Here is a 25,278-nt window from a genome sequence, read left to right as displayed (position 1 = left end):
CTTTTCGTGACGCAATTTGTTATCTTGGTTGCGACGCCGCGATGGAGTCGACCGGCGAACCAACCCTATGGCTTTTTGACACTGCGGAATTCAGGATGAGTGAATCGATTGAACCGCTCATTGCGGTCTTCATTGACTTTGAGAACCTCGCGCTCGGTGTGCGAGATATGAAAGCGGGGCGTTTTCAAATTGAACTCGTCCTCAAACGGCTGCTCAAGAAAGGCCGCATCGTTTACAAGCGAGCCTATTGTGATTGGCGGAATTACGGAGATGCCGTCCGCGAGTTCCACGGCCAAGGCATCGAACTCATCGACATTCCCCAAACGAAAATGAGCGGCAAAAACAGTGCCGACATTCGGATGGTCGTCGACGCTTTGGACCTGTGTTATTCCAAAGACCACATCGACATGTTCGCTCTGATTTCGGGTGACAGCGACTTCTCGCCGCTAGTTTCGAAACTCAAAGAAAACAACAAACGAGTCATCGGTTGTGGTGTTAAAAGTTCGACATCGGACTTGCTGATTAGTAACTCTGATGAGTTTATCTATTACGATGACCTCATCCGTACTGCCCAAAAGAAACCGACTCCTCCGAAAACGACCCAGCCCAAAAAAGAGCTCTCCGACAAAGACAAAAAGCAAGAAGCCAGCGACCGCGTCATGGAAGTCTTGCTATCGATGGATCAAGACTACGACACGCTTTGGGGCTCCATGTTGAAACAAGCCATTCGACGCGTCTACCCTGGTTTCAACGAAGGCTACTATGGTTATGAAAGTTTTTCCGATCTACTGGAAGACTTAGAAGACCAACACCTCGTCGTTCTCGACTATGACGAAAGTCGCGGCAACTACAAAGTGCGTCGCGGTCGCATGAAATAACTAGACATACCCCATGACATCTCAATGGAGAGACTCGATGAAATTCGCGTTCGCAGCGCTCTGTCTACTCTCATTCGCAACCATAGCGAATGCCGATGGTGGCCCGAAAGTCGGTGAATGGTATTCGCTGTTCAACGGAAAAAACCTAGACGGCTGGACGCCTAAAATCCGACACCATAAAGCCGGCGACAACTACAAGAACACCTTCCGCGTGGAAGATGGTGTGATGAAAGTTGGCTATGAAGGCTACGATCAATTCAACGAAACCTTCGGGCACATTTTCTATAACAAGCCGTTCTCGCATTATCGATTGCGACTTGAATATCGTTTTGTCGGCGAACAGTGTTCAGGCGGCCCCGGATGGGCGATTCGCAACAGCGGCATTATGATTCACGGCGAATCACCGGAACAAATGGAAGTCGACCAAGACTTCCCCGCTTCGATTGAAGTTCAACTTCTCGGCGGCGCTGAAACCGGCAAACGCACTACTGGTAATCTTTGCACGCCGTACACGCACGTCGTGATGGACGGCAAACTCCTCAAACGTCACTGCACAAGTTCAACTTCAAAAACCTACCGGGGCGAACAATGGGTCACAGCGGAAGTTGAAGCTCATGGCGACGGCGTCATCAAACACTTCATCAATGGTGAGGAAGTGCTGACTTATTCGAAACCGCAACTCGATGAAGGCGAAGCTCACTCGAAAATGCTAGCCGAGAAAGCGGGCACTGTCATGCTAACGGGCGGCACGATTTCCCTACAATCCGAAAGTCACCCCTGTGAATTTCGGAAGATCGAAATCATGCTACTTAAAGAATAGACCCCTGAAACAGAAAAAGCCCGCCGATTCCAATCGACGGGCTTTTTTTACGTCAACCAAAATGGAAGCGGTCTATTCTTTATCGAATGGGAACAGCCAAATACTTGATGGCGTATGAGCCTGTTCAAACATTGTCTGCGCTTGACTGACAATATCGGGATGCTTAGTCGCGATGTCGTCGGACTCGTCGATATCTTTCGACAAATCATAGAGTTCAATCGGCGAGCTTTTCTTCTTATTGAGATTGAGTTGAACGGCTTTCCACTTCCCGAATCGGACCGCCCGTTTACCGCCGCGTTCATGAAATTCCCAATAGAGATACTCATGTGGCGTTTGTTCGTTTGCGTGACCGAGGAGTGTTGGCACGAGTGAAACCCCATCGGTATCTTTGGGGACATCCACGCCGGCAAGTTCACAGCAAGTCGGCAAAATATCCCAATGAGCGGATATCAAATCACTTGTAGTATTCTCGGGCACATGTCCTGGCCATCGCACAAGAAACGGTGCACGAATCCCGCCTTCATACAGGTCACGTTTAAACCCTTTGAGCGGTCCATTGCTATCGAAAAACTTTGGATCGTGTCCACCCTCTAAGTGTGGGCCGTTATCGGATGTCAGCATGACAATCGTGTTCTCATCGATATCGAGTTCGACGAGCAGATCGAGCAGTCGACCGACGTCTTCATCGAGTTTAGTCATCATCCCGGCAAACGCAGCAACTGGGTTGTCGACTTCCGGTCCGGAATACCGACCAATTTTGCCATTAAACTGCGAAAACTTCTTCCGGAACGGATCGGAGTACGACCCCGGCACATGCATAGCGGCATGGGGAATAGTTACGGGTAGGTAACAGAAGAACGACTGATCCTGATGCTCTCGCACAAAGTCTAAAGCCTGATTCATGATCAGATCGTGCGAGTATGTCTTACCGTCGAGCATCACTTTTTCAGTGTTGTGCCAGAGATGTTTCGGATAGTAGTTATGTGCCTCGCGTTGACAGTTATAACCATAGAACTCATCAAAGCCTTGATTGACAGGGTCACCTTCCGACCCGGGTGAACCGAGTCCCCATTTCCCAAAGCCACCAGTGACATATCCCGCTGTTTTCAACAGTTCTGGAAGTGTGACTGTTTCACTAGGAATGGGTTCCTGCCCTTCGGGTTTGGCTTCTTTGTTACCTCGTATATAGCAGTGCCCGGTGTGTTGGCCGGTCATCAGAACACACCGCGTCGGAGCACACACCGTACAACCGGCATAGTGTTGGGTAAATTTCATTCCCTCTCGACTCAGACGATCGATATTCGGAGTTTGAAAATGCGACTGGCCATAGCAGGAAAGATCTCCATAGCCGGCGTCATCGAGGAGGATATAGACAATATTCGGTCGGGACGTTTTCTCCTTCGAGTCTTTCGCGAACAACGGATTCACTCCGCAGGCGACGAATAACGTCAGTAGAAAACTGGTAACAACTCTTGGCAACATGTGGGAGTATTCCTTTTCTGAAGACAATTCGGATGCTTCGCGACGCACCTGAATAAACTCACAAGTCCAATGCGTCGCGACGCACTCGACCATGACAGTCTGGCGTCAAACTTTCATCGGGACTTCTAACCCTTCCGACAGTGCTTGCAGGTGGCGGGCGAAGTGGTCTGCGAGCACTTCGGTATAGGTGTCGGGATGAGCCTCGAGAATCTTCCGCAAGGCAGGACCAAACTCAGGGTGCGTGAGCGTAGAACCAAACGTGCAATGCAGAATTTGACGGCCTGGTTTCGTGAAACCTTTGCCCTCCGGCACTTCCGACCAGAGTTCGAGGTACTCGCGTTCGAGTTCCTCAGCGGAGTTCAATTCGGTCGGCGGTGGAGCACATTCGAGAGTCGCAGACACATGGTAGGTCGCTTTGTCTTCTTCGTATCGCGAACGGGCAAACTCGATTAGCCGACGGAAGAGGGCTTCATCGTGTCGTGCCACAACGCGGAGTGCCTCCAAGTAACTCGTCCCCGCCGTTTTAACGTGAAACCGCCCTTGGGTAGCACGGGCCAAAGCGGGGTACATCGAAAGTTTGTCCGATCCGGAATGCAAACTGAGTTTGTACGGTCCTAGCTTGTCTGCAATGGCGGCATGATCCTTGAGTGACACTTCCAGCGCGGCCAAGTCGCCCTTGAAATCGACGCCCTTTTCAAAGTCACCGATAAACCGCGGCGCCAGGCTAACCAACTTCATTTCATGACGCAGACATTGATCGGCAATAATGTAATGCTCGGCCAATGTTGTCGGCTGCTCGGTTTCGTCGACGGAAAGTTCGATTTCGTACTCACGACCGTTGCTCTGATGAACCTGGTCAATGTATTTCGCCAGACTCAACGTATGTTGGATGGCTCGTCCATATTTGACGGCCGCTCGTTGGCAGGCCTCCGGCGTAAACTCGATGGTCGTACCATTGGCCAGCGTGACGGACTTTTCGAGATAGTCTTCCAACCAGGCCATTTCGTCGCGGACCTGGCTGAAGTTCTCCGAAAGTGTGGCTTCATCGTAATCGTCGGCGTGTTGGTCGACATGTCCGGACGGATCGATCGTGAAAAACGTGAATCCGACGGCAGCAGTCACATCGACATCGTTCTCGGTTTTCAGGTGATCAGCGTCGGCACCGATGGGATCCGTCCAACGGCACTGCATGGCGGCATGCATTGCATCATCCATGACAGCTTGTGGAGTCCGTGCGGTCCGCGTCATTTCTCGAATCGATTGTTGCGGATAAATGGCACGAATGCCGGCCCCCGCACGACGCATGGCCGCGACATGCCCCGGCGTTGCAAGTCCAATCCGGTCGCCGAAACCGAAACTTGGACTCAGCCCAAGCGGAACACAGGCGGTGTTTGAAGCGCTCATGAAATTTCCGATCGAAGGAGTGACATCACGTGCACAGAATCTTGCAGTGACATCCGATAGAGATTACTTGGCGATGTGGGATATTTCGAGACGTTTACGATTCACCGTGACACTTTCCGAGTCGAGCCAACCAGCGGTCGCAACGAACATCGAAAACCGTAACAGACCTCGATCGAAAATAATCGGTCTTCTTGACGAATGAAAGCCTGCGGTTTCTTGTCGCGGTTCTATCGAAATCGCACGGATGTCTCGCCAAGCCCCGTCAGCGTCACAGTAACAAGGTCCTCCCGGGCAACCCATTGCGTCTGAACCACACTCCCAAGAGTGACCAACCACCCTGCAGGAATTTCCCGTTCTCGAACGGACTGCGTGTTGGCAAGCCATACAAGTGCTTCGAGGGGATGCCCGTCGATGATCTCGCGACCGACTCCGCGTCCGACCGAGTTCTGGTTGATTCGCATCTCTCCACCGACCGCAGCCAAATCCAACGACTGCCAATTGACGATGGGTGGCCCCAACACCAAACCGGCACCGAAGAAATCGTCCGCCACCCACGTTTTCCAATCCGGTTCACGATTGTGAAAATCGACGTAGCGGTCGTCAACAATTTCGATGGCCGCAAAGACGGCATCGACATGGTCGACCAATTCGTCACGCTGGTAGGGTTGTTCTCGTGGCGGAATTGTCTTTCCCACTCGGACGGCGATTTCGCATTCCACGCCGACATGCAAATACTGGTCGAACTTCACTTCGCCACCGCCGTGCAGCACTGTTGATGCGAAAATCCCCCCGGCACAGGGATGCGACATCCCAAGATACGACTGCATGACGGGAGTGGTGCAACCAATTTTCGTCCCCACAACTTCGCCCCGTCCTGATTCGGTCAGCAAGTCATGCAGACGATCTTGGATCGCCATTGCGTCCGTTACGCTGTTCGGTCGGCATTCCGCAGGCAAGTGGGAAATCGGTCTCGGCGAATTCGAGCGAGCTTGCAGAAGTTGCCGGGCGGCTTGTTCGATTTCAACCGGAGACAATTGTGTCATTGGGCTCGCTGCAGTGAAAATGAGGAACGCAAATCTTCATTCTCCCACCTTCGCAGTCGAACTGCCAGGCTGTTCGACATCCGTGGTCGTCGTCCAAGAAGTTTTCCAGGGCGGTTCGCAGAGAAAATACGCGACCGCCGCCATCAGGGTAGCGAACAGTGAAACGGGAAATTCCCAACCTACGTTCGGGCCGAATGCCGTCTCCCAACCGAAGGCAAAATGAACACACCAGACGACAACTCCGGTCAGAATACTGGCGATACCGCTGGCCGCCGTTCGCGGGCGGGAATACAGACCAATCATCATTGGGACAAACAGCCCCACGAGCGTAAACGCGTAGGCCTCTTCTAATAATGCATAAGCGTCTTCCCCCCGGTAGGCCATACCAAGACTGAGTACCGCCACACACAGCACCGACCAACGGTTCCGTCGCAAAGCCGCCTCGTTGTTCTCGGTGGGAAACACGTTCTGAGCCAGAATACTGGCTGGGGCGAGAATGGCACTGTCGATCGTTGATAAAATCGCCGACAACAATGCCACCAGAAAAATTGTTGCCACGGCCGGACTGAGAAACGCGTGGGCCATCGCAGGGAGAATTTCGGAGTTCACACTGTCGGGGAATAATAAATCGCCGCTGAGTGCCAACAACAACGGTATTGAACCGACACTCAAATACATCACTCCCGCGATGCCGCAGGCGCGACGTGCAGTGGTCGCAGAGTTTGAAGCGAACACGCGTTGCATCAAGTCTTGGCCTGGCACATTCCCCAATGCTCCGGTCAGGAAAACTCCCAACCAACCGAAGAATGCCGCAAGTTCGTTTGTGGGAATCAAAATGCGTTTCTCCGGGTCTGTTTCCGTCCCGAGACGATGAATTCCGTGCGTCAGACTTCCGTCGCCAAGTTGAGTCAAGGTGACGACCGCTAGCACGATCAGACCACCAATGACCAATAAAATTTGAACGGCATCGGTCAACGTAACCGACCACATGCCCCCAAGAGCGTGTAGCCCGTTCCCACAACGGCTACAATGGGTAGCCCCCACGTCATCGGAATGCCGAAGAACAGCTCCAAAACGCCCGCGAGAGCCGTAAACTGAGCCGCGATCCAACCGAAGTAGCTCGGCACCAGTACTAATGCGGCAAGGAGTTCCGCTCGGGCTCCAAACTTGCGTCGGAAGAGGTCGGGAACGGTCAACAGTTGCATCCGCCACATCGGCCCAGCAACAAACGCAGCGGTAAACAACAGACAGAAACCGGCACCGAACGGGTCGAGCGCAGCAGCCCGAAGCCCCTCGTTGCGGACTTCATCCGCAGCCGCAAGGAGCGTTCCTGCACCAAACCAAGTGGCTAAGAGCGTCATCCACGCCAGAGACAAAGGCAACTTGCGTCCGGCGACCAGAAAATCTTCCGACGTTTGAATCTTCCGCTGAGCCAACCACCCGATCACGTACATGACGATCAAGTAGATGACCAATGCAATCGCGAGCAACCATTTCAATGAAGGATCGACGTTCACAGGATGCCCGCCCCCGAAATTATGGACGACCGAAAAATTTGATCGAACTATATCCGGCGACGTTCGTGCAGAAAAGCATCACGCCAAACAGCTACCCTTTCCAACATTGGTGGTGATAATTGGGTACGAATTGAGAATCGGATCACATAACCTACATCGAAGGTTTCAGACCGTTCGAAGCTTTAACGCAGGATCGATCATGAAAGCACTTGTTGTCTATCCCGGCGTGCCGAACTCCGCCAAGCTGCTCGATGTCCCCGAACCCGATCCTCAGACAGGTGATGTGTTAGTCGAAACACTCATGGTCGGAGTTTGCGGGACGGATCGGGAAATCATCTCCGGAGAGTACGGAACCGCTCCGAATAACGAGAACTATCTCATTCTCGGCCATGAATCACTTGGACGCGTGCTTGAAGCGCCAGAGACTAGTGAGCTGATGCCGGGTGATCTTGTTGCCGGAGTTGTAAGGCGTCCCGATCCAGTCCCCTGCCCGAGTTGTGCCGTCGGCGAGTGGGATATGTGCACCAACGAAAAGTATACGGAACATGGAATCAAAGGCCTTCACGGTTTTTGTTCCGAGCGGTTCCGTGTGGTTTCAACACATGCCGTCAAACTCGATCCTAGTCTAGAGAGTGTCGGCGTACTTGTTGAGCCGGCAAGCGTCGTTGCCAAAGCTTGGCAACACATCGAGCGAATAGGCAACCGGGCTCATTGGTCACCGAACCGTGTACTAGTGACCGGTGCCGGACCAATCGGATTGCTAGCCGCCTTGCTGGGTGTACAACGCGGATTCGATGTTCACGTCTTAGATCTTGCGGAAGATGGTCTCAAACCGAAACTTGTTCGTGAACTCGGTGCAACGTATCACCATAATGGTGTCGAGGAAGCCTGCTGTGGAGCCGACATTGTCGTAGAATGCACCGGCGTAGCCCAACTCGTCTACGAAGCGACACAATGCAACGCACGCGGCGGAATCGTTTGCCTCACAGGAATTTCATCCGGGCAACGAGAAATTCGCGTCGATTGGGCCGAACTCAATCGACGGATCGTGTTAGAGAACGATGTCATATTCGGCACTGTAAATGCCAACCGCGATCACTACGAACTAGCCGCTGATGCACTCATGAAAGCCGACCAGAAATGGCTCGAACAACTGATTACTCGCAAAATCGCCATCGACAATTGGCACAAAATGCTAGACCGTCAGCAAGATGATATCAAAACCGTGATCACCTTCGACTAAACTGCCACAACGCAGTCTTGGCTAACAGTCTTTTAACAGTTCATCAGACAGGGCCTCAACCATGATAACCTCACACCTTTTGAGCCACCTCTATTCGTGTCATTCGCCCGAACTAATATTTGCTAAATACTAGAGACATTCCCTTGTCGACCACCAGTCATGAAGTCGGTAACAGACGTGTTGTTGTTCGCGATCAAACTCAATCAATAATTTCGAGGCACCTCTTGTGAATTCGTATCCAAAACGGGTTTGGATTGCAGCCGGTATTGTTGCAGTAACAGTCGTCGGACTATGGCTGTTTACCTCATTGTTTCAAGCGATACTCATCCTCTTTGCAGGGATCATACTCGCAGTATTCCTGACGCAACTAAGTCACCTACTTGCAGAATTGACTTCGTTGAAATACGAGACTGCATTTACGCTGGTAGTCATTACACTTCTCACTTTGATGATTGGTGGCGGCTACCTAATGGGAAATCAAATTGTCGAGCAGATCGGCAAATTGACTAAAGAACTGCAGTCGTCCAGCGATAGCCTGCTCAACCGTCTTGAGAACAATCAAATCTATCAAAATGTTATTCAAGGAAATGGAAAGTCGTCCGATATCACAAAACGACTTTTCTCGACGGTTCAAACGACGATCTCATTCACGCTTTCCGCATTTGGTGGCTTCATTCTCTTTCTGTTTCTTGGGTTCTACTTCGCATATCAGAGTCAGCTTTATCGAGATGGTGTTCGCTTACTATTTCCGGACCAACTTCACGAGCGTTTTGACGAGATCTGTGATCGACTTTATAACTCGCTATGGAAATGGATGTTGGGCCGACTTTTTAGTATGGTCATCATCACCATTGGGTCGATCATCGGTCTTTATTTCCTCAATATTCCCGTTCCGATTACATTGGGTGTGATCGCAGGATTATTAACATTCATCCCTAACTTTGGGCCAGTGATTGCTGCCATTCCACCGATGCTAATCGGACTGCAGCAAGGAGTCGATGTCGCGCTCTATGTGGCCATCTATTACACAGGCCTGCAGTTTGTGGAAAGCTACTTTCTGACTCCGTTTGTCGCCGAACACCAAGTCGCTTTGCCGCCCGTGATTACGCTATCTTGCCAACTTGTTTTTGGGACGCTTGCTGGCGTCTTAGGCGTATTACTTGCCGAACCGTTAGCTGTCGTCACGATGCTACTTGTGCAGGAGATCTATCTCATTGACACTCTCGGTCGAGACCCGTCTGAAGCGAGAACCTAGTGAGCCACAATCAAAGAAGCCCACGGCTGACACCATGGGCTTCTTGAAATTGAACGAAACGCAGTTGGCCTAGTATTCGCGTTTGGTTTCCAGACCAGGCATTGGAACAGGATAGGTTCCATCAGGGCCGGCTTGAACCGGAGCCGGTGAGTTCATCGAGAGTTGATCAACAGTCGGGGCGAACTCGTGTTCGCAGTTGAGCATTTCGTCGAACGTGACGACCGTTCCCGTGTGAGCGGCCATTCGTCCCATTGAAGTCACGAGGCTAGCTTTCGCACCCCGTTCCACTTCGTTGTAGGTTTTATTCTCACGAATTGCAGCGATCAAATTATTCCACTCGAGTTGGTAAGGATTCGGCTCACGTCGCGGTCCTTGCCATTTGATCTTGCTACGATCGAACTTGTGGCCTTCGAAGATTCGGCTGCGAGCTGGTGAGTGCGACGACGCGGAGATAATGGCCGAGCCTTTCGATCCGTGTGCGTAACTGGCAAACTCATTGTGACAGCCCACCATATTGCGTCCGTTGAGGAACAACTTGGTGCCGTCTTCAAAGGTGTACTCGACGGAGTAGGTATCGAAGTTTTGATCGATATAGTCATCGCGATAATGCCGACCGCCGGAGCCTTTGGCTTCAACCGGCCATGCATCTTTCATCCAGCAACATTCGTCGATGTTGTGGATCAAGAAATCGCTGTACGCGCCACCGCTCGCCCACAGGAACGAATGGAACCGCCGAATTTGGTATTCCAGTTCGTCCATGTCATCCGGTTTACGCTTCGAGAACGCTGAGGCAACTGGGCCTAGCATCCGATAAGCTTGCAGGAACAACACGTCCCCGATTTCGCCATCTTGAATGCGATTGAACAGTTCGCCGCGAATCTCACAGTGTCGGCACATCAACCCAACGCCGACTTTGAGATTCTTTTCTTGGGCTTTCTCGTTGAGCGCGAGAATTTTGCGTGTGGACGGCCCGTCGACGGTGACGGGTTTTTCCATGAAAACGTTCAGACCTTTTTCGATCGCATAGCTGAACATCACCCAACGGAACGCAGGTGGAGTTGTCAGAATGACGACATCGCCGGGTTTCAGGCAATCCATCGCACTCTTGTAAGCATCGAAGCCAAGGAACTGTCGATCTTTGGGAACATCGCAGCGATCGGGGAATTGCGTCGTCAGCGTTTTGTGGCTTGGCTCCAAGCGGTCGGCGAAGACGTCGGCCATCGCGACGAGTTTGATCGAGCCGTTCTGGACGGACAATGCATTCGCAGCCGCGCCCGTGCCGCGTCCACCACACCCGACCAACGCGATTTGAATCGTGTCGTCCTCGCCCGCGAACGCATGCGGAGCGGCGGCGGCCAGGATTGCACCGGCTGCGGCGGCACGTCCCGTATTGGTCAGCATTTCACGACGGTTCATCATACTCTCCTCGGGCAGGAATCAACGAAAAAATGGGGAATCCCAGAGTGGGGAGATTCCCGAATCCTTTCACTGTAACTGCCCCAGGCAGTCGACGAAAGTGTATTGGCCGTTTTCTGAAATGGATGATGCTGTAAGTTGGGCGTGGAGAGTCGAAAGAAATTCCAACGTCATGTCACGACAGACATTGCTCGACGCATCACTTCGCCAACCTCACTTCATTGCATCCGACCTCATTACCTCATCGCTCTTTGACGGCGATGTACGTTCGGCAACGCTGTAGGTGTCGGCGTCGCGACCGGTATTGGACACAATCAGCTCTGCAAGTAGTCCGAGCGAGATCGCCTGAGCTCCGAGCAGTGTCGAGGCCACCGAATACGCAAGCAACGGACGGGTGCCGATCGGATCAAAGTTCAAGCCAGCGATGTTCGTCAACATCCAGCACACACTGAGAATCCCCAGCCCGACCAATCCCAGCCCGAAAAACAGCAAACCGAACGCTCCGAGCATGTGCTGGGGACGCTGCCCAAACCCCGTTAGGAACTTGACGGTGAGCAAGTCGAGAAACCCACGCATGAAGCGTTTCACCCCGTATTTGGAGTGGCCGAACTGACGCTCGCGGTGATGCACCGGCAACTCGGCCACTCGAAAACCACGAGCATGGGCAAGCACGGCGATAAAACGGTGTAACTCACCGTAGATGCGAATTTCACGAGCGACTTCGGTGCGGAAGAGTTTCAAACCACAGTTGTGGTCATGGAGTTTGAGTTTCGTCAAACGGCTGACCATCCAGTTGAAAACTTTGCTCGGGTACACCTTGTGCCACGGATCGAGACGACGTTGTTTCCAGCCGTTGACGACATCGTACCCTTCATCCAACTTCGCAAGGAACTTAGGAATTTCGGCGGGGTCGTCTTGCAGGTCCGCATCCATCATCATGATGACTTGGCCACGGGCCGCTCGCATGCCTGCGGTCAACGCAGCGGCTTTTCCGAAGTTGCGACGGAAGCGAATCCCGCTGATGCGGTCGTCTTTGGCCGAAAGTTCATCAACGACAGACCACGACCGATCCGTGGAACCATCGTCGATAAAGACCACTTCAAACGAAATCTCGTGTTCATCGCACGCGGTCACGATTTCGCTGTAAAGTTCCTGGAGACTTTTGTCTTCGTTGAGCACCGGAATGATGATGGAAAGCATGTTAGTCGTCCGTTTTGAGTTGTCCGTTGCTGCTTGTCGAGCCCAGGAAGTACAGAGCACCGGCGATGGTCACTTCCACAATAAACCAAACCAGCCGCAATAGCACGGAGGCAGCGATGGCCTGGGATTCCGCGACGTCCGGGCGGAGGGTCTGCAGCGTGACGATAAGAATCCCCTCACGGACACCAAGTCCTCCAGGGGCGAAGATTGCGACGAAACCAAGAACGGTGGCAGCGGAAACTGAACCGGTGAGGACCGGAAGATCCAGCGGAGACACACTGCCCCCGACAGCTCGGATGGTCAGCCCCAAACTAATTGCCAACAGCACCCAACCGATAATCAGCACGCCGAACGCCTCGGCGAGCAACCAGGCGGAAAGATGCATCGATCGGCCTTCGCCCCGCATCTCCAATGGTGTGAGTTTGTAGACAACTGTCGTCAGAAGTTTCGCCAGCACCGGCAATAATCCGATACAACCGATGGTGACGAGCCCGGCCATTAACCACGGGCGAGCGACGAACCATTGCAGCCATGTCGGTGACTTCACCAACCATTCCGGTGAAAAGAGCAAAGGAGCCAACGCCGTTGCCAAAGCGGCTCCCACCCCCATCATGATCAGCGTCTCGAAAGTCGCCGTAAGTGCGGACAATCGAATCGGCACGCCGCACGGTCGCAGCAGACCTGAACGAATCACAAGCACCGTCGCTTTGCCGGGTACGTACTTCCCAAGATGCCCGCAGAAATAAGCCCGCATGGCATCCCATACCGGCACGGTTTCCCCGCAAGACATCAACATCCGTCGCCAGAACCACACCGAGGGAATCCAACCCAGACCGTACACAGCTCCTGCGGCAATTGCCCATGACCAGGAGAATTCGAGGTCCTGCGTCCCGCTTTCTTGGAACATGCGGACGGCTCGCCGACCAACAAACGCCACCACAAGACCACATAGCAACCATTTCACGATCCGCCATGCCCAAACTTTCGTCGGGCTCGGAGATTCCGTAGGTTCGCTCGCGTCGGTAGTCATAACTCGATGGCCGAATGGCACTTTCCGTGAAGATTCGCTCCAATAGTCAGTTCATCGAATCATGACGACTTTGGGAGAGTGAGTCTATGTCAGTCGGTTTGCCGGGAATTGAAGGACAGTTTTCCACGATTCTGGCCGACCCGCCTTGGCGATTTCGCAATCGAACCGGCAAAGTCGCTCCGGAACACGGTCGACTGAACCGCTATCAAACCATGTCGCTTGAGGAGATCTGTGATCTTCCTATCGCTCAACACGCGACTCACCCGGCTCACCTCTATTTATGGGTTCCCAACGCACTGTTGCCGGAGGGGTTGCAAGTCCTGGCTGCGTGGGGGTTTGAGTACAAAACCAATCTCGTCTGGTACAAAACGCGTAAGGACGGCGGACCGGACGGCCGCGGCGTGGGGTTTTACTTTCGCAATGTGACCGAGCTGTTGTTATTCGGCGTTCGCGGACGCATGCGGACGGAAGCCCCCGGTCGTCGACAAGTCAATCTTATCCCACATCGCAAGCAGGAACATTCTCGCAAACCGAAAGCATTTCACGAGTTAATTCAAGAATGCAGTCCCGGCCCGTACTTGGAACTATTCGCCCGAGAAGCCGTCCCTGGTTGGCAACAATGGGGTGACGAGTTGGACACCTACATGGAAACCCGCCGTGTCGCACCGGGATATCGAGGGGACCAATGATGATGTGATGAGGTCTGATGTGATGAGAAAGCCATCGACTCGTTTTCCTCGCATCGTCACCAAGATCGGTTTGTAGGAATTCGTCCGAAATTGCGGATTCTTCCGAAGATCCGGACGTGGCTGGTCGATGATAGGGGTAACAACCGGCCTCATGGGCAAACGGGGACTGGTGAATCGTGTGACTCAGCCGTGATCGGCTGCAAGGGCAAAGTGCGAGGAAACATCAATGAGCCGATTGCTCCAAATGCGGTTTTGGCAGCTCCCCAGCGTGTTGGCCGTCGTGGCTTGCACGAGCGGATGCCCCATGATTCCTCCAATGACGCAAACAACCGTCGGCGGGCAAACTTTGCCGTCGGCCTACTACTTGCGGGACGACGTGCAGTACTTCCCAGCGGGACCAGAGTTCCAGCTGACCAACGAAGTCCAAGCACACGAAGAATACCGCTTGCAACAACAAGCTATCGAGGAAAGCCTCGATACCGACATCGCACCTTGACCGGATGATGATGTGATGAAGTCTGGGGTGATGATGTGAGGCGTGGAATTCCAATCTTTCGCCTCACATACCGAACTCCCGATGCCTCACAGTTGCTCCGACATCCGCGCTGCAAGCCGTTGCAACGCGGGGCTGGTGTCGTGTGAATCCAAGTGGATATTGAGCAAACTGAAGCTATCGGTATTTGCCAAAGCCGCTTGAATGGCTTTTTCCAATTCGCCTTCCGTGCGAACTTCGAAACCCCATCCGCCGCCGAGCACATCCGGCAGACGATGGTAGTTCCAATTGGGAATATCGTTGAACGGTCCTTCTTGCAGGAACCGTTCCGTCGTATATCCCTTGTTGTTGAGCACCATCACGATCGGGTTGAATCCCAGTTTCAATGACGTCGACAACTCCATGCCCGTCATCTGAAACGCACCATCGCCAACCAAAACCAACGGTCGGAGATCCGGCTTGGCGACTTGCACCCCCACCGATGCCGGCACCGCAAACCCCATCGACGTGTAATACGCGGGGCTAATGAATTCGGTGTGTCGGTAAATCGTGAGATCGCTCGCAGCGAACAGCGAATCCCCGACGTCGGCGATGACGCACATCGACTCATCCAGCAACCCATTGATCCGTTGGAACAAGCGCTTGATCGTCAGCGGTTCGGACGACTTCACTTGGAACGGTTCGATTTCAATCTTCTCTTTGGGCATTTCTCGCTTAGGCGGTTTGAGCGACGCTTTCGCGAGACCTTCGACGAAGTCGGACAGCATCACCTCATGGAAGTGGTGATGACGGATGCGGAGTTGTTCGCTCGTCGCATAGATGCACTTCCCGGGATCCAGGTGAGCGGTGAAAATTCCCAGGTTGATGTCCGTCATGAATGTGCCAAGGAGAATCACGCAATCGCTGTCTTCGACGTACTTGCAGACCGACTCCTTCCCCATTGCACCTTCATACACACCGAGATACAGCGGATGTTTCTCGCTGACGACGGACTTCCCGAGTAGCGTGGCCGCCATCGGAATTTCGTGGGTCTCGGCAAGCTTGAGGACTTCCTCGCGTAACCCAAAGCGATGAATCTCGACGCCCGCTAAGATGACCGGTTTCTTGCACTTGTCGATCAGTTGCCCCGCCTCTTCGATGGCTTCGCGAAGCGCATCGGGATTGCTTTGAGCGACGTGCGAACTCGGTTCATGCGGGAACAGCGGTTTCGTGCGGACGCGGTCTCGCGGAAGTTCCAAATACACCGGTCGCCGATACCGTACGGCCGCTTCGAGACAGCGATCGATTTCTCGAAACGCGGTCAGCGGATCATCAAGGGATGCGGTGGCGACGGTGATTTTTTCGAAGACTTCGCGTTGAGTGTTGAAGTCACGCACTCGGTGATGCAACAGCGGATCGGTCCGGCGTTCCTCGATCCCCGGTGCCCCGCTGATCACAACCACCGGCGATTTCTCCGCATACGCCCCCGCGACGGAGTTACACAAACTCAGTCCACCCACGCAATACGTCACACAAACCGCACCCAACCCATTTACGCGAGCATACCCGTCCGCCGCATACCCGACGCAATCTTCCCGCGTCATGCCAATCACACGAATCGGGCTTTCCTCAAGCATCCCGTAGAAGTTCAACACAAAGTCGCCCGGAATGCCGAACAGATCCTGCAGTCCATAGTCCTGCAACCGCCGAATCAAATACTGCCCAATCGAATCCGGTTGCGCCGTTTTCTTCTTGGCCATCACCGCCCCCCTTCATTTGTGCTGGGATTCCGTTCCTGTGCGTTTATTCCATTGTACGCAACGAACCCGCAATGACGGACAATTTTTCACTGAAGATTGAAGGGAGAACAAAGGATGGGTGCGTGCAATTCAGCTTTCTGCCGGGAAAAATCCAGCGTCAATCAATCATTTACCAACACCTCCGTGCAGGCATGAATTCATGCCATTGTGGCTACCGTCACATACCCGCTAGCAGATTTTCGAATCCAATGTACTCATTCTTCCAGTCGGCAAAACAACCAACGAGACCACACGCAATGCAACGCGCCCCCAGATACAACCACCGCACATCATTGGAAGGGCTGTCATCGGATTCTCGATAACAATGCACGCCTGCGACCAATTGAAATTGTCCCCCGTCGCATAAGCACGTGTGCTGACTCAATTCGGCTTCCTCGACATACTCCGAACTGTCGCCCATGAGATGTTCGTGTTCACAGTTCGGGCAGAATCGCTCCGCAACGCCGGCCTGTTCATCGGTCGCAAACAAGAATATATCCGCCCCGCATTCACAACGGACATTAGTAAAGTGATCAATCGGGTAGTGATGTAATTCACTATATCGAGTCAACTCCGTCCGAATGTCGGCGTGATTTTCGCCATACCAGTATTCATCTCGTTTTGTGATCGCCACCTGGATAACCTCATCGCAAAAAAGACTACGCAGCTGGTGATCGATGGATGACACCTCACGCATACCCCCAGCTACTGTACACCAGGCAACGCCGTAATGAAATGAGCGTAGACCAAGAGAGGTTCCGCGAGCCAACCCCAGCCGATCCGTTGCTGTTTCCGCAGTCGTCGACGTGAGATTTCCAGAAAAACGATTGGGCCAATGAGGATTGCCAACATCGACAGAAACATGACGAATTCGTAGCCGCTCCAGATGAATTCCTTCCAGAATTCCGGCACATCGTACCGCCACAACCGGCAAGTTGCCTGGGAGAACCCCGCCCCCAGAGCGGCTAATGTTAACTGGATGTAAATGCACCACCGCATCATTACTCCATGAAAAAAGCCTCGACGGTGACGCCGAGGCTTTCAGAGTTGTTTAATTGTTTGAGCAGGAATGCATGTTCGCTCGCCTGCACATTATCATCGGTCGTTGACGTGTGTTTCCAGGAACCGGGCGAGTTTGTGGAAGTCGCTGCCGGGTTGGATGTAGCGGACCATTGTGACGAGGTTTTCCGGGTTGACCAGTTTTTCGAACGGCACGTAGTGCAAGTCGAGTTGGCCGGTGACGGAAACCATCACGCCGTTGAGTTGTTCCTCGACGAGTGCCCGATACGCACCCACACCAAGTTGGCTGCCGAGCATCACGTCGAACGCTTGCGGACGGGCACAGCGGGATTCATACCCGAGTTGAATGCCCCGCACGCGTTTCTTTTCGCCGGTTTGTCGTTGGTACTCTTCGGCGACGAGTTTGGCGATCATTTTACCGAGATCGACGTGGGCCACCGAAATGTGTCCGTGCGGGTCACGTGGCACACCGTCGAGTGCTTTGGCAGAGAGATATTCCGCCAAACCTTCGGCCAACACGATGGCGCCGAACGGTTTGTCCTCGGAAGCCTCACGAGCCCGGATGGTGCTCACGATCCGTTTGACAACGGCATCGATATTCATCACCGCACGGGTGCTCTTCACACCATCGACTTCGACTTCTTCTTCCTCGCGGTATTTACCACGAATGTCTTCGACACTGATCACCAAGCTCGCTTCGCCGGCGATCGCGGCACCGTAGGCCAACCAACCGGCACTGCGGCCCATTGTTTCCACGATGAAGTAACTGCCGTCGGCTTCGGCGTCGGCGAGGAGGTTGCGAATTTCACCGGCGAGCGTTTCCACCGCGGTGAAGTAACCGAAGGTGAAGTCGATGCCCATGTAATCGTTGTCGATCGTTTTGGGCACGTGCACAACGGGAATTCGCTGTGTGCCTTCAGGAAGTTGATCCTGGTACAGCTTGAACTTGTTGGCCGTCTTGAGGGTGTCGTCACCGCCGATCGAAACCAGCAAATCGACATCCAACGACCGCAGAGCTTCATCAACGGTTTTCAGCGGTGCGATGCGTTCGGGTTCCTGCAGGTGCTCCGGTGAGCTGACGTGTGCCCCCGGGTTGGCCCGTGCGGTGCCGATCATGATTCCTTGCGAATTCCGCGACCGCTTGAGATGCCGTTCGTCGAGCAGGTAATAGTCCTGATCTTCGACCATCGGACGGTCGGCGGAGTACTGCATCAGACGGGAATAACCGTAACGCACACCGACGACTTCGATGCCGTTGTTCATGAACGAAATGGCAGCGGTGGAGATCACGGCGTTGGCGGCGGGTGCGGGTCCGCCGGAGAACAAAATGGCCGCTCGGCGGAAATTGTGCTCCGCCTTGGCAGGTGGGCCGATCACGGATTCTGGTTGGGACGGATTGCCGTCGGGTGTGGTCGTCATGGCAATTAAAGTTGGATACCTAGAGGTTATCTGTACGGACCGCCAGCGGAACCCTCGCCCTGGCGTGTGTGCCGGTCATCCTAGCGGGTCGGTCGATGGCTTGCCAGTGTCTGCGGGTGCAGAGGTAGATGGTGGAGCGTTGAGAGTAGAATGCCTGAGCCACCTCAGCACTCCCTGCTCTCCATCAACCGCGAAGCGCTTGCAGGGAGAGTTCGGCGTCGGTGCGGATGCGGGCTTCGGGATGACTGTCAGCGATGGGTTCAATCCAGCCAATGAGTTGCTGCTTCTGCTCCTCACTCCATTGATTTTCCAAGTCGCCAACGGCCTTGAGCGTGTTCTTGAGCACAACTAAATCGATCTGCTGACGCTCGACGGATTCCGCTTCCGTGGTGTTTGCTGTCTTGTTGAGCACTTCCTGAAAGACCGGCCAACCATCGGTTTTGTGTTGCCGGGCTAATGCGATGGCGGCATTCACGCGAACTTCCGAATCGCTGTCGTTGAGCAAAACTTTCAGCCGTTCACGGGCGGCTTTCTCCGAAATCAGACCGAGGATGAACGCTCCGGTTTGACGGAAAAGCGGGTCTTCGTCGCGGGTCAGGTCGATGATGCCTTCGTGGACATCAGGCATGGATAGCAACTCGGTGCGGAACTGCGGGATTTCGTTCGCCCGCCCACACAAAACAGCTAACGATTGGGCCGCCGCCTTACGAGTTTCGCGATCGTAATCCTCCGACAACGCCGCCTTTTGCAACGGCGGAAACACACGTCGAGGCTGATTGAGATACGCCAGCGTCGTCGCCAAATAGACTTGCTGCTTGATCACCGGATCGGTTTTGCCGGCGGCGAGTTGCTCTTCGAACAGTTCCACGAGCGCTTTGCCGATTTCCGGGTTGTTGCTGAGTTCGCTGTCGGCTTCGTTCGCCTGGTCGTTTCGCAACATCTGAGCCAACCCCAAGGCGGCTCGCCAACGTCGATGTTCGTTCGCGCTGCGGAGTTCGGTGACCAACTCTCGCCAATCCTGCTCTCCCGCCGCCAACCGTCCGAACAACGTGTAAACCCCGACAATCGCAATCACAATGATCGCCGGAATCACGAACAACTGCACGATAAACCGCGCCGACGGCGGCTCCACCGGCGGGAGTTCTTCGAGTTCGTCTTGGAAATTCGGTTCCGAGGTTTCATCGGACATGGTTGGCACCGATCGCGAGCGGTTTGGTGTGGTTGTATCTGTTAAGTGTAGGAGTGATTTTTCCACGGTCAACGAATGTAGAGAGTCGAGCGTGGAGAGTAGAGAGTATTCCGTTGCTTCTACTCGCTACTCTCAACCCTCTACACTCCACTCCGTCAAGACGGTCGTGGTCTGGGTGGATCGGGGTTTGGCTTCGGCATTGGTGGGTCTGGCAGCGGATGGGGGGCCGGGTCCGGTGTGGGAGACGGGACCGGTTCGGGTCTTGGTTTGACGTTCATCGTGTTCTCTATTTCGGAGCGGCGGCGGTGCAGGCGAATTCCAAGCGAGTCGAGACTTTCCCGTTCACCGTCACTTTGCCCGCGAGAAAAAACGCATTCGACAGTCGTTCGGTGATCTTCACTTCAATGTCGATCGTGTCGCCGGGGTGCACCATCTTGCGGAATTGCACGTTGTTCATCCGCGTGGCGACGGGTACCGCGTCACCTTCGACGGGTTGAATGGTGGCGATTAAAATCGCCGACGCCTGCATACACGCCTCACACTGCAACACCCCCGGCATCACCGGAAAGTCCGGGTAATGTCCTTGGAAGACGTCAATCGCCGGATCGAGAAATTTTCGAGCGTGAATGGACTCGTCCGTCATCTCGACGACTTCATCAATCCACAAGAATGGCGGACGATGTGGGATGAGAGCTTCAATTTGTTCGCGATTGAGCGACATGGTTTTGTTCTGAGTAGATAGAAAATGGAGGATCGAGGATAGCGAATAGAGAGTCAGATATCAGCATTCGCGCTTCTGCCATCTTCTATCCTCTATCTTCCATCCTCACGATGAATACACGGAAGACATCAAGTCACCAAAGCACTTTGATCACAAACTCGCGGCGGCGGGTGTGAGGTACTTGTCGACATCGTTGGCCACAATCACGCCGTAGTTCACCGCTCCCAACCAACCCGACATGATGATGCCCACGCTGCCGGCGTGATAGAGGCCGCTGACTTGTTCCGGCAGCGATTTACTCACGGCCAACCCTTCGAACTTGGTACCGAAGGACGCTCCTTGTTGATGCCGGGTGTAGTGTTTGAAGGTTCGCGGCGTGGAGACTTCGATGTGGTCCAGCTTCTCCCGCACGTCGGGCACGTATTGTTCAAGACAATCGAGCGTGGTTTCGGCGAGTTCTTTCTTGGCGGCTTTGTAGTCCTCTTCGGACAGGTCCGCCCAATCTTTGTAGTTCGCGTTGGTGGAGGAGACGACCAACCAACGATCACTTCCCGGGCGTGTTCGCGGATAGTAGAACGAAAACGTCCGGCTGCTCACATCGCGACTGAGCATCGCTTCGATGTCGAACCCTTTGTGTTCGGAGTGGAACAGCAAATCGCCAACTTCGTCGAACCCTTCGCCGGGTTTGAGGGCGATGTAAACCTGACAACTGCTGTTGTTTAGTCGGACGGCTTCGGTCTCTTCGACGAAATCAGGATCGAGATGTTCTTTGCCGACGAGTTTCAGCACGGTCGTTTTGATGTTCGCGTTCGAGAGTACCGCTCCACAGGTAATGCGGCGGCCATTCACCACGACGGCTTTCACTTGGCGATCGGGCGTGATTTCGATCTTCTCGACCAGACAGCGAATTCGCAAATCGACGCCATTCTTGAGCAACTCCTCTTTCATTTGCGAGACGAGTTTGTCGGTGCCACCCTCGAACGTGAACACGCCTTTGTGCATGAAGTTCGAAAACACAATGCCGTAGGTGATCGCGGGGTCTTCCAGTGTGGAACCATTCGCATAGGTGATCGGCTCCATTAACAATCGCACGACATCATCGCGACCGGGGAAGAATTCCTCGAAGAGTTCCCGCGTGGTTTTCGATTGATCATCGTAGAAATTCATGCTGCGAGCGGTGTCGAAGAACCGCTGTACGGTTTCCATCGGCACCTGGAATTTCTCGGTGATGATCCGCGTGAAGTCCTCACGGTCAAAGGTGGTTTGCAACGAGAATTGCGGGTTCTCGAAGCGGACGCCTTTGAGTTGCACGATGGAATCGGCGATTTCCCGGGTCCAATACTTTCGGCAACTCTTGATCATGCCGTGCGGAAAGCCGTGGAGCGAGATGTCAAAGATGTGCCCGCCGGCCCGTTTGAACCAAGTCGCCATTCCGCCAAGTTGGTAATGGTGTTCCAACAACAACACGGAATGTCCCTGACGAGCCAGGAGATTCGCCGACGTCAAACCAGCGAGACCGCTACCGATGACCACCACGTCATAGTGGTCCTTCGCACCTTTGAGAAAATCTTTGGGCATAGTGTTCAGCAGACAATTCGAGAGGCAATACGTCAATCACCGAGACAGTGTAGGCACCCGGGCGGCGAAATTCGAGTGTGCTCGGTCAGTTGTCCAGAGTCCGTGGTCAGTTGTTATTAGCGCTCGACGGCGTACGACGATGAGCAATGGACTCCAGATGACGGCCAAAAAGCCATGAAACTTCACATGTCCCTAACAATGAAAACAGCCTATTTTACCTCGTTTCCCTGCTTTCGGTCGATTGCGTAACGGTTTGAGAAAGTCAGGGCAGATCGTCTTGCGTCTTGTGTCGGCAATGCTAGATTGGAGACGCATTGCGAGTTACACCGATACCCAAACGGGAGGGGTTGGCCTGCTGTTTCGGCTTCTTACCCACACCGATGCGGTCCAGCCACGGAAAGGCCTGTTCGCTCATGGCTACGAACTCGATGACTCCGACCGACGAAGCCACAGACACCCACGCGGATTCCCTGGCGTCTGGGGATGCCCGGGAAATTGAACAACTCAAAAGCCAAGTGGCCGCGTTACAATCGGAACTCATGCAGGCGCAGCGGCTCAGTTCCGTAGGTGCGATTGCAGCCTCGATCACGCATGAGTTCAACAACATTCTGACGACGGTCATCAATTACTCGAAGATGGGGCTACGTCACAAAGACGATGCCACTCGCGACAAAGCCTTCGATAAAATTCTGGCCGCCGGACAACGAGCGTCCAAAATTACGACGGGAATGCTGTCGTACGCCCGGAATCGGGCGGATCGGCAGGAACCGATGGACTTGGTTGTCCTTGCCCAGGATGTGTTGGTTCTGGTCGAGAAGGACTTACAGAGCCACCGAATTTCACTGGATACGAACTTCCCCGAATCCGTGATGGTGATGGTCAACCCGAGCCAAATTCAACAAGTGTTGTTGAATTTGGTGATCAACGCTCGACAAGCGATGGACGAGGGTGGAAGTTTGCGGATCGGTGTGCGACGCGATACGGACAACGGTTTCGGCGAAATCTCCGTGCAAGACACCGGCAGCGGAATTCCTTCGGAGAAGCTGCCGAAAATCTTCGATCCCTTCTTCTCCACGAAGGAAGCCGATTCCCAAGGCCAAGGCGGAACCGGGTTGGGATTGTCCGTTTGTCGGCAGATTATTGAACGTCATCGTGGACGGATTCGCGTCGAAAGCACGGTCGGTCGCGGCACAACGTTTACGCTGAAACTTCCCCTCGCTGCTCCGGTCGAATCGACAAAACCCGCCTGGACGAAGTAAACTCTGCGCTAAATCGAATTGAGCGTCCTTAGAGTTTCTTACGACCGAACGCGATTATGCCTCTTGATGAACATGAAGGCCCGTACTATCTCGGGATCGATCTTGGCGGAACGAATGTCCGTGCGGGAGTGGTGAGTAACGCGGGCGAGTCGTTAGCTCATGCCAGTCGTCCGACGCAAGCCGATCGCGGGTCGGACTTTGGACTCGATAACATCTTTCAAGTTTCTGATCAGGCCGTTACCGCGTGTGCCCTGAGTTGGGACGATATCGCCGGTATCGGAGTGGCGGCTCCTGGGACGATGGATATTCCCGCCGGTATGCTGCTCAAACCCCATAATTTGCCAGGTTGGCAAGATGTGCCCATTCGCCAGCGGATCGCCCAGCGGTTCAACAAACCGGCGATTCTCCAAAACGATGCCTCCGCCGCCGCCTACGGTGAGTATTGGGTGGGAGCCGGTCGACACGCGGAAAGTCTAGCGTTTTGGACGCTCGGCACGGGTTGCGGGAGCGGCTTGATCATCAACGACCTGATCCTTGAGGGCGTCCACTCTTGCGGTTCCGAGTGCGGTCATATCATCATTGAAATGGATAACGGTCGTCTCTGTCGCAGTGGTCAACGTGGGACGCTCGAAGCGTATGTCAGTGCAACGGCACTCGTGGAAATCTGCCAAGAGAAATTAGCTGAGGGCCGGGAATCGGTGTTGTCGGAATGGATTGCGGCCGGTCAGATTCTGACGCCGCTCCTGATTGCTCAAGCGGCTGAGTCCCAGGACGTCTTGGCAAACGAATTGATTATGGAAATGGGGCGTTGTCTCGGGGTGGGCACGGTCACGCTGATGCACGCGATCAACCCGGCCGTCATTTTGATCGGCGGCGCGATGACATTTGGCCGTCACAGCACAGAACTTGGCCGACGGTTTCTCGAACGCGTCAAGATGGAAGTCCGAGAACGTGCATTCCCCGTGCCCGCCGAAAGAACCCTCATCGATTACGCCACCCTCGGCGGTTCCGCAGGTTACATCGGAGCCGCCGGCTGCATCCGTCGCGCCATCCGATTGAACGAAGTGCCGGAGTGGTAACCGAAGATTTTTCATCCTGAACATGAAACGAAACTGCGAACGCCGTTGCCCTGCTTCTGAACGGATCAGACCGTACCTTCTGAACAACAGCGAGTGTTAGATTCTCGAATGATCGTTTTCCCCCTTCAACGTATTACTGTTTCACCTCTCCCTCAGGGAGAGATCGAGCCGAAGGCTCGGGAGAGGGCCATGGCGGTTTCGGGGACTCCTTACACATTCCAGACTTCCCACCGCGACGTCGCTCAAAATTCATGCACACATTAAGAGTACGAGTCATTGCGATCAAAACTGCATCAGTATCTTGAAGTACCTCATCGTTCGTGAAACGCATGACCGTCCATCCGGCTTGCTCCAGAATTTTTTGTCGTGCGATGTCGGCGTGCGAAATAAAATCGTGATACTCGCCGTCGACTTCAACAACCAATCGATGGGAGACACACGCAAAATCGACGAAGAATCCTCGAATGGCGTATTGGCGACGGAATTTCAGATTGGAAAGTTGAGAGGCACGGAGAACAGACCACAACCGGGATTCGGCTTCCGTTTGTTGTTGACGGAGTTGCCGTGCCCGTGGAGTTCGTCGGCTGGTCATGGGATCTCCCTCTCCCGGACGCGAGGCGTCCGACCTCTCCCAATGGGAGAGGTGATTTTTGATAAAGTCGATCAGTCGCACTAACCTTCAACAATGTACACACGAATACAATCTTTGCAAGATTTGGGAGACACCTGCGCTGTATCAATCACAACTCGTTCCTAGGGAGCTGG

General features: G+C 53.9%; 22 protein-coding genes and 1 pseudogene. 8 read left to right on the top strand and 15 right to left on the bottom strand.

The window, feature by feature from the left end:
* Window positions 1–95 precede the first annotated feature (95 nt).
* Both AC5DDB_RS14365 and AC5DDB_RS14360 read left to right on the top strand, forming a co-directional pair.
* Window positions 96–878, top strand: a complete 783-nt coding sequence (locus tag AC5DDB_RS14365; protein ID WP_491740421.1) for an NYN domain-containing protein — start codon at window positions 96–98, stop codon at window positions 876–878.
* A 37-nt stretch (window positions 879–915) separates the two neighbouring features.
* The gene (locus AC5DDB_RS14360; protein ID WP_491740420.1) at window positions 916–1,698 is read left to right on the top strand and encodes a 3-keto-disaccharide hydrolase; all 783 of its coding nucleotides are present in this window, start codon (window positions 916–918) and stop codon (window positions 1,696–1,698) included.
* A gap of 72 nt (window positions 1,699–1,770) precedes the next feature.
* On the opposite strand, the gene AC5DDB_RS14355 is transcribed toward AC5DDB_RS14360, so the two are convergent.
* From AC5DDB_RS14355 to AC5DDB_RS14340, 4 genes and pseudogenes are all read right to left on the bottom strand, one after another.
* Window positions 1,771–3,180: an arylsulfatase gene (locus AC5DDB_RS14355; RefSeq protein WP_491740419.1), complete on the bottom strand. Its 1,410-nt coding sequence runs from the start codon at window positions 3,178–3,180 to the stop codon at window positions 1,771–1,773.
* Window positions 3,181–3,285: 105 nt separating this feature from the next.
* Complete coding sequence (locus AC5DDB_RS14350; RefSeq protein WP_491740418.1) at window positions 3,286–4,584, bottom strand: tagaturonate epimerase family protein; 1,299 nt, start codon at window positions 4,582–4,584, stop codon at window positions 3,286–3,288.
* A 227-nt stretch (window positions 4,585–4,811) separates the two neighbouring features.
* The gene (locus AC5DDB_RS14345) at window positions 4,812–5,627 is read right to left on the bottom strand and encodes a 2-keto-4-pentenoate hydratase (RefSeq protein ID WP_491740417.1); all 816 of its coding nucleotides are present in this window, start codon (window positions 5,625–5,627) and stop codon (window positions 4,812–4,814) included.
* Window positions 5,628–5,663: 36 nt separating this feature from the next.
* Window positions 5,664–6,988, bottom strand: a pseudogene (locus AC5DDB_RS14340) (high affinity choline transporter 1).
* Between the two features lie 355 nt (window positions 6,989–7,343).
* On the opposite strand from AC5DDB_RS14340, the gene AC5DDB_RS14335 reads away from it, so the two are divergent.
* On the top strand, window positions 7,344–8,387 hold the full coding sequence (locus AC5DDB_RS14335) for a glucose 1-dehydrogenase (RefSeq protein WP_491740416.1): 1,044 nt from the start codon (window positions 7,344–7,346) through the stop codon (window positions 8,385–8,387).
* 226 nt (window positions 8,388–8,613) lie between these two features.
* Window positions 8,614–9,642: an AI-2E family transporter gene (locus tag AC5DDB_RS14330; RefSeq protein ID WP_491740415.1), complete on the top strand. Its 1,029-nt coding sequence runs from the start codon at window positions 8,614–8,616 to the stop codon at window positions 9,640–9,642.
* Window positions 9,643–9,711: 69 nt separating this feature from the next.
* Here the strand turns inward: AC5DDB_RS14330 and AC5DDB_RS14325 are convergent, their stop codons facing one another.
* From AC5DDB_RS14325 to AC5DDB_RS14315, 3 genes are all read right to left on the bottom strand, one after another.
* Window positions 9,712–11,061, bottom strand: coding sequence for a Gfo/Idh/MocA family protein (locus AC5DDB_RS14325; protein ID WP_491740414.1), 1,350 nt, complete (start codon window positions 11,059–11,061; stop codon window positions 9,712–9,714).
* A gap of 210 nt (window positions 11,062–11,271) precedes the next feature.
* On the bottom strand, window positions 11,272–12,258 hold the full coding sequence (locus AC5DDB_RS14320) for a glycosyltransferase family 2 protein (protein WP_491740413.1): 987 nt from the start codon (window positions 12,256–12,258) through the stop codon (window positions 11,272–11,274).
* A 1-nt stretch (window position 12,259) separates the two neighbouring features.
* Window positions 12,260–13,288 (bottom strand): lysylphosphatidylglycerol synthase transmembrane domain-containing protein, encoded by a 1,029-nt coding sequence (locus AC5DDB_RS14315; protein ID WP_491740412.1) that lies wholly within the window; start codon window positions 13,286–13,288, stop codon window positions 12,260–12,262.
* Between the two features lie 86 nt (window positions 13,289–13,374).
* Here AC5DDB_RS14315 and AC5DDB_RS14310 point away from each other — a divergent pair, with 86 nt between their 5' ends.
* Together AC5DDB_RS14310 and AC5DDB_RS14305 are read left to right on the top strand one after the other, a co-directional pair.
* Complete coding sequence (locus AC5DDB_RS14310; protein ID WP_491740411.1) at window positions 13,375–13,977, top strand: MT-A70 family methyltransferase; 603 nt, start codon at window positions 13,375–13,377, stop codon at window positions 13,975–13,977.
* Window positions 13,978–14,203: 226 nt separating this feature from the next.
* Complete coding sequence (locus AC5DDB_RS14305) at window positions 14,204–14,473, top strand: hypothetical protein (RefSeq protein ID WP_491740410.1); 270 nt, start codon at window positions 14,204–14,206, stop codon at window positions 14,471–14,473.
* A gap of 86 nt (window positions 14,474–14,559) precedes the next feature.
* Here the strand turns inward: AC5DDB_RS14305 and AC5DDB_RS14300 are convergent, their stop codons facing one another.
* From AC5DDB_RS14300 to AC5DDB_RS14270, 7 genes are all read right to left on the bottom strand, one after another.
* On the bottom strand, window positions 14,560–16,209 hold the full coding sequence (locus AC5DDB_RS14300; RefSeq protein ID WP_491740409.1) for an alpha-keto acid decarboxylase family protein: 1,650 nt from the start codon (window positions 16,207–16,209) through the stop codon (window positions 14,560–14,562).
* A gap of 217 nt (window positions 16,210–16,426) precedes the next feature.
* On the bottom strand, window positions 16,427–16,882 hold the full coding sequence (locus AC5DDB_RS14295; RefSeq protein ID WP_491740408.1) for a hypothetical protein: 456 nt from the start codon (window positions 16,880–16,882) through the stop codon (window positions 16,427–16,429).
* A 71-nt stretch (window positions 16,883–16,953) separates the two neighbouring features.
* Window positions 16,954–17,247 (bottom strand): hypothetical protein, encoded by a 294-nt coding sequence (locus tag AC5DDB_RS14290; protein WP_491740407.1) that lies wholly within the window; start codon window positions 17,245–17,247, stop codon window positions 16,954–16,956.
* A 96-nt stretch (window positions 17,248–17,343) separates the two neighbouring features.
* Window positions 17,344–18,687 (bottom strand): 6-phosphofructokinase, encoded by a 1,344-nt coding sequence (locus AC5DDB_RS14285; protein WP_491740406.1) that lies wholly within the window; start codon window positions 18,685–18,687, stop codon window positions 17,344–17,346.
* A gap of 184 nt (window positions 18,688–18,871) precedes the next feature.
* The gene (locus AC5DDB_RS14280; protein ID WP_491740405.1) at window positions 18,872–19,876 is read right to left on the bottom strand and encodes a HEAT repeat domain-containing protein; all 1,005 of its coding nucleotides are present in this window, start codon (window positions 19,874–19,876) and stop codon (window positions 18,872–18,874) included.
* Window positions 19,877–20,162: 286 nt separating this feature from the next.
* On the bottom strand, window positions 20,163–20,597 hold the full coding sequence (locus AC5DDB_RS14275; RefSeq protein WP_491740404.1) for a 3-hydroxyacyl-ACP dehydratase FabZ family protein: 435 nt from the start codon (window positions 20,595–20,597) through the stop codon (window positions 20,163–20,165).
* A 150-nt stretch (window positions 20,598–20,747) separates the two neighbouring features.
* Window positions 20,748–22,175 carry a phytoene desaturase family protein gene (locus tag AC5DDB_RS14270; protein WP_491740403.1) on the bottom strand — a complete coding sequence of 476 codons (1,428 nt, stop codon included), beginning with the start codon at window positions 22,173–22,175 and terminating at the stop codon, window positions 20,748–20,750.
* A gap of 413 nt (window positions 22,176–22,588) precedes the next feature.
* Between AC5DDB_RS14270 and AC5DDB_RS14265 the strand changes: the two genes are divergently transcribed.
* Window positions 22,589–23,434 (top strand): sensor histidine kinase, encoded by an 846-nt coding sequence (locus tag AC5DDB_RS14265; RefSeq protein ID WP_491740402.1) that lies wholly within the window; start codon window positions 22,589–22,591, stop codon window positions 23,432–23,434.
* A gap of 56 nt (window positions 23,435–23,490) precedes the next feature.
* The gene (locus AC5DDB_RS14260; protein ID WP_491740401.1) at window positions 23,491–24,513 is read left to right on the top strand and encodes an ROK family protein; all 1,023 of its coding nucleotides are present in this window, start codon (window positions 23,491–23,493) and stop codon (window positions 24,511–24,513) included.
* Window positions 24,514–24,646: 133 nt separating this feature from the next.
* Here AC5DDB_RS14260 and AC5DDB_RS14255 read toward each other — a convergent pair whose 3' ends face one another.
* Window positions 24,647–25,105, bottom strand: a complete 459-nt coding sequence (locus AC5DDB_RS14255) for an endonuclease domain-containing protein (protein WP_491740400.1) — start codon at window positions 25,103–25,105, stop codon at window positions 24,647–24,649.
* Window positions 25,106–25,278 lie beyond the last annotated feature (173 nt).

The sequence above is a fragment of the Thalassoroseus sp. genome, assembly GCF_984380535.1.
This window is presented reverse-complemented; position numbering and strand designations above follow the sequence as displayed.